The sequence below is a fragment of the Sphingopyxis sp. SCN 67-31 genome, from assembly GCF_001725095.1.
The window spans coordinates 1-5319 of record NZ_MEFH01000197.1; the positions used below are offsets into that span (position 1 = coordinate 1).

The following is a 5319-nucleotide window of genomic DNA, read 5'->3' on the forward strand; positions in this document are numbered from 1 at the left end:
TGCGCACCTATGCCGCCGGTATCCGCAATCCCGTCGGCCTGGCCTTCTATCCGGGCAGCAACACGCTGTGGACCGTGGTCAACGAACGCGACATGCTGGGGTCGGACCTCGTTCCCGACTATCTGACCGACGTCGACGAGGGCGATTTCTTCGGCTGGCCCTGGTATTATTGGGGCGGTTTCACCGATCCGCGGGTTGCCCCCGAAGCCGAGGACCGGCGGCAATATGTCAAGCGGCCGCAATATGCGCTGGGCGCCCATGTCGCGCCGCTGGGCATGACCTTCACCAACGGTCTGGACCTTGGCGACCGCTGGGCGAACGGGGCGCTGATCGCGCTGCACGGGTCGTGGAACCGCGATCCGGTGTCGGGATATGACGTCGTGTTCGTCAAGTTCGGCGACAATGGCAAGCCGCTCGACGCCCTGCCTGTCACCCTGCTCGACCAGTTTGTCGCCAAGGACGGCAAGACGACCCGCGGCCGCCCGGCCGATGTCAAGGTCGCCAAGGACGGCAGCGCGCTGGTCGCCGACGATACCGGCGGGATTATCTGGCGGGTCGCGAAGGCGGGCTGATCCGCCAGATCAAGCGGACGCCGAGCTACACCCGCATCGGCATCAGCACGTAGAGCGCCGGGCTTTTTTCGCTTTCGCGGATCAGCGTCGGCGCGTTCGCGTCGGCGAGGTGGAGTTCGACGGTGTCGCCGTCGACCTGTCCCAAGATATCGCTGAGATAGCGGGCGTTGAAGCCGATCTCCATCGCGTCGGCGTCGTAGCCGGCGGGAAGTTCTTCGGCCGCGGTACCGTTTTCGGGGCTGGTGACGCTGAGCGTGATGCGATCCTTGTCGAGCCCGACCTTGACCGCGCGCGTCTTTTCGCTGGCGATGGTCGAGACGCGATCGACGCCCTGGAACAGGCTCTTGGGATCGACCTTCAGGAGCTTGTCGTTCGCGGTCGGGATGACGCGGCTATAATCGGGGAAGGTGCCGTCGATCAGCTTCGAGGTCAGCACGGCGTTGCCGAGCTGGAAGCGGATCTTCGACGCCGACAGGCTGATTTCGACATTGCCTTCGGCCTCGTCGAGCAGCTTGCGGATTTCGCCGACGCACTTACGCGGCACGATGACGTCGGGCATGCCCGCGGCGCCCTCGGGACGCGTCACCGTATAGCGCGCGAGACGGTGGCCGTCGGTCGCCGCGGCCTTGAGCACCGGACCCGTCGAATCTTCGGCGACGTGCAGGAAGATGCCGTTGAGATAATAGCGCGTTTCTTCGGTCGAGATGGCGAAGCGCGTCTTGTCGATGATCTGGATGAGTTCGGCGACCGGCAGTTCGAAGCTGGTCGGCAGATCGCCCTCGGCGATCACCGGGAAATCGTCGCGCGGCAGCGTCGGCAGATTGAAGTTCGAGCGGCCGGCCTTGACCTGCATCTTGCCTTCGGCGGCGGCGAGGCTGACCTCGGCGCCTTCGGGCAGCTTGCGCGCGATTTCGAACAGGGTGTGCGCCGAGACGGTCGTGGTACCCGGCGTTTCGACCTTTGCCGCGATGGTTTCGACGACCTGCAGATCAAGGTCGGTCGCCATCAGCTTGAGCTGGCCGCTCGCATCGGCTTCGATCAGGACGTTCGACAGGATCGGAATCGTGTTGCGCCGTTCGACCACCGACTGGACGTGGCCGAGGCTCTTCAGAAGCACTGCGCGTTCAATCGTCGCTTTCATTCTTATCCGCCATCCTGTGTTCTGCGGGAGAAGTCCCTGATGGAGCCGGCGCCGCGGACGCAGCGACGCCCCGATTCCCTGCCCCTGGAAATGTCTTCCTTCCTTAACGCGCGCACCGCGCCGCGCAAGCCATGCTTGCATTGCGGCGGCTTTCGCGCAACGGAAGCGCGATGCGGCGGGCGCTATTCCTTCTATTGCTGTGCATCGGCCTGCCCGCGCTCGCTTGGGCGGCGCCGACCGCGCTCGGCATCTTCGATGGCTGGGGCGCCTTCCGCGATCCGGCGACCCCCCGCTGCTACGCGATCGCCAGCCCCGCCGCGACGATCGGGCGGGCGCAGGAAAAAGCCTATGCCAGCATCGGATATTGGCCCAAGGCGCGCATCCGCGGTCAATTCTATATCCGCCTGTCGAAGCCGCGCGCACCGCAGAGCGAATTGCGGCTGACGGTCGGCAGCCGCCGCTTCGTGCTGACCGGCAATGGCGTCCACGGCTGGGCCAGCGATGCCCGCATGGACGCCGCGATCATCGCCGCGATGCGCGCGGCGCCGAGCATGAGCGTCGAGAGCCGGTCGACGACCGGCGGCGCGATTGCCGACACCTATCGCCTGCGCGGCGCCGCGACGGCGATCGACGCGGCAGCGCTGGGGTGCGCGAGCATCCGCTGATGCCGTTTTGGAAAATGGCAGAAAACTGCCGAACTTCATTCGCGATTCACGGTAGCACGCTGCACCGGACCTGATCCGTGGTGGACTTCTTCGACGCGGCGCGAATGGACCCGGGATCACGTCCGGGGTGACGAAGGTGGAAGATTTTGTGTGATCGAAAAATCGCGGAAAACCGCGCAACTTCACTCGCGTTTCATGTTGTGGAGGGGTGCCGGTCGTCATCGGCCAGTTTGAACCACAGCCGACGATTGTAGGAAAGGCCTTTCCGGTCCGCGCCGCCGCCGGGTCAACTGCGCGCAAGCCGCGTCAGCGCCTCGGCCAGAAAATCGAGGACGACGCGGATGCGGGGGACGTGGCGCAGGCGTTCGTGGGTGAGCAGCCACAGGCCGGTCGTATCATCCTCCCGCGCCGGGATGCAGCGGACGAGGTCGGGTTCGCGGTCGGCGAGGAAGGCCGGCAGGATCGTCAGCCCCATTCCCGAACGCACGCCCGCGAGCAACCCCGATGCGGTATCGTAACGCATGACCACCGAATCCTCGAGCCGGTATTGCTTCAGCCACGCCCGATAGGGCTCCCAGATATGGCCGCCGCCGCCGATGAAGGGATGCCTCGCCAGTTCCTCGCGGCTGTGCGGAATGCCGTGGCGTCCGGCATAGTCGCGGCTGCAATAGACCGTCCACGGATTATCGGCGACGCGGCGTCCGACGAGACCCGCCCCCGTCGGCTGCTTGCTGCTGCGGATCGCGATATCGGCCGCGCCGCTTGCAAGGTCGCGCGGCTCGTCCGAGGTGTCGAGGTCGATATGGATGCCGGGATGCGCCGCACGCAGGTCGCGCAGGATGGGCGGCAGAAGGGTGATCGCAATAATCTCCATCGTCGTCAGGCTGACGGTCCCGCCCGCGTCGCGCGACTGGGCGCCCACGGCTTCGCCGAACCGGTCCGCAGAGTCGCGGACCGCAAGCGCACTCGCCAGCATCGCCTCGCCCGTCGGCGTCAACGCATAGCCAGCCTGGCGCCGTTCAAATAGCGTGACGCCGGTAGCCGCCTCCAGCGCGGCGATGCGGCGCGCCACCGTCGTCTGGCTGACGCGCAGCGCCTGCGCCGCCGCAAGCGTGCTGCCGCTTTCGGCGACCGCGAGGAAATATTTAAGGTCGTTCCAGTCGAACATGGCGTCTTGTGGGGAATAATCGCCCCCGCTTCATTCTGCAATTATGCAGAATGATCGCGCAACATCGTTGCTCCTGCGGCGGCGCGCGTAGGCCTATCTGGGTCTTACCGGCTTCCTCCCCTCCCCCAACCCGCCGGTCAACGGAGACATATGATGAAGATGATGTTGACCCTTGCCGCGCTCGCCGCGGTCGCGCCCGCCCTGCCCGCCCACGCCGAACCGGCGCCCGCGCCACGCAGCGTCGCCGTCGTCCATTCGGACCTCGACCTCAGCACCGCACGCGGCGCCGACAAGCTGGAACGCCGTATCTGGCGTGCGGTCGTCACTGTGTGCGGCAGCGCGCCCGACTATGACCTGGAAGGCAAGAATGACGTTCGCCATTGCCGCCGCGACACGATGCGGCAGGCATCAGCCGACGCCGACCGCGTCATCGCCAGCGCCGCAACGCGCGGCGAACCGATCCGGGTGACGCTCGCCAAATAAGCGCCAAATAGGCGCCAGATAAGCGCGCAGCGCACCGCCGCCGCGGTCAGGCGCGAGCGTCGAACGCGCTGCGCGCCGCCTCGACCGCGGCGAGATGCGCTTCGGCCCAATGCCACACGCCGCAAAAGGCTTCGCCCAGGCTGTGGCCGAGATCGGTCAGCGCATATTCGACCTTCGGCGGCACCACCGGATAGACCGTGCGGCGAACGAGCCCGTCGCGCTCCATGGCGCGCAGCGTCTGGGTCAGCATCTTCTGGCTGATCCCCGGTACAAGCTGGGCCAGCCGGGTGAAGCGGCAGGTGCCATGCTCTTCCAATTCCTCGAGCACGAGCAGCGTCCACTTGTCGGCGACTCGACCGATCAGGTCGTTGACCAGCATCTCGACGCGCGGATCGGGCGCGGGATCGGCGGCGGCCGAATAATTTTGCATCGCGGGCACGGCAGAAATCCCAATAGTCTCTATCAAGTAAGTATAGCACTTTCAGGTGCCTACTTTCCATTGGAGAGTAATGGCATAAATTGAGCGTCTCCCCAACCCCGAAACGAAGGACAAACGATGAAAACGACAGGCAACACCATCCTGATCACCGGCGGCGGATCGGGCATCGGTCTGGCACTCGCACAGCGTTGGCACGATGCCGGCAATGTGGTGATCGTGACCGGACGCAATAGCGCCAAGCTGGACGCCGCGATCGAAGGCCGGGCCAACATGCACGCGATGCCGCTCGACGTCACCGATGCCGACGCGATCGCCGCCTTTGCCGCCGACGTCGTGCAGCGCTTCCCCGATCTCAACGTTCTGGTGAACAATGCCGGCGTGATGATGTACGAAGCGCTGGACGGCGAGCGCGATCTGAGCGACGCCGAAGCGACGGTCGTCACCAACCTGCTCGGCCCGATCTGGCTGACCGATGCGCTGATCGACCATCTCGTTGCGCGCGGCGATGGCGCGATCGTCAACGTAACCTCGGGGTTGGCCTTCGTTCCGCTGCCCAAGGCGCCGACCTATTCGGCGACCAAGGCGGCGCTGCACAGCTATACGCAGGCGCTGCGCGTCCAGCTTGCCGGCCGCGTCGACGTGATCGAGCTGGCGCCGCCCGCGGTGCGGACCGAACTGACCCCCGGCCAGTCGACGCGCGACGCCTATATGCCGCTGGATGCCTTTGCCGACGAGGTCATGGCGCTGTTCGCCGAAACGCCGACCCCGGCGGAGATTCTGGTGCGCAATGTCCTCCCGCTGCGGAACGCCGAAGCCGAAGGCGCGGTCGCTGAACGGCTGGCGTTCCTCGC

Annotated in this window: 7 protein-coding genes; 4 read left to right on the forward strand and 3 right to left on the reverse strand. The window is 65.9% G+C overall.

The features are described from left to right. On the forward strand, positions 1 to 572 hold a 572-nt coding region (locus ABS88_RS23740; protein ID WP_286750781.1), incomplete at its 5' end, for a PQQ-dependent sugar dehydrogenase. Between the two features lie 25 nt (positions 573 to 597). Here the strand turns inward: ABS88_RS23740 and dnaN are convergent. Next, complete coding sequence (dnaN, locus tag ABS88_RS23745; protein WP_058813473.1) at positions 598 to 1713, reverse strand: DNA polymerase III subunit beta; 1116 nt, start codon at positions 1711 to 1713, stop codon at positions 598 to 600. A 170-nt stretch (positions 1714 to 1883) separates the two neighbouring features. On the opposite strand from dnaN, the gene ABS88_RS23750 reads away from it, so the two are divergent. After that, positions 1884 to 2378: a hypothetical protein gene (locus ABS88_RS23750; RefSeq protein ID WP_062903151.1), complete on the forward strand. Its 495-nt coding sequence runs from the start codon at positions 1884 to 1886 to the stop codon at positions 2376 to 2378. Positions 2379 to 2664: 286 nt separating this feature from the next. Here the strand turns inward: ABS88_RS23750 and ABS88_RS23755 are convergent, their stop codons facing one another. Beyond that, entirely contained in the window at positions 2665 to 3546 is an 882-nt protein-coding gene (locus ABS88_RS23755; RefSeq protein ID WP_286750782.1) for a LysR family transcriptional regulator, read from the reverse strand. A gap of 153 nt (positions 3547 to 3699) precedes the next feature. Here ABS88_RS23755 and ABS88_RS23760 point away from each other — a divergent pair, with 153 nt between their 5' ends. Then, positions 3700 to 4029, forward strand: a complete 330-nt coding sequence (locus ABS88_RS23760; protein ID WP_286750783.1) for a UrcA family protein — start codon at positions 3700 to 3702, stop codon at positions 4027 to 4029. Between the two features lie 46 nt (positions 4030 to 4075). Here ABS88_RS23760 and ABS88_RS23765 read toward each other — a convergent pair whose 3' ends face one another. Beyond that, entirely contained in the window at positions 4076 to 4459 is a 384-nt protein-coding gene (locus tag ABS88_RS23765) for a winged helix-turn-helix transcriptional regulator (protein ID WP_051066433.1), read from the reverse strand. Between the two features lie 126 nt (positions 4460 to 4585). On the opposite strand from ABS88_RS23765, the gene ABS88_RS23770 reads away from it, so the two are divergent. Then, a partial coding sequence (locus tag ABS88_RS23770) for an SDR family oxidoreductase (RefSeq protein WP_286750784.1) occupies positions 4586 to 5319 on the forward strand: 734 nt, incomplete at its 3' end.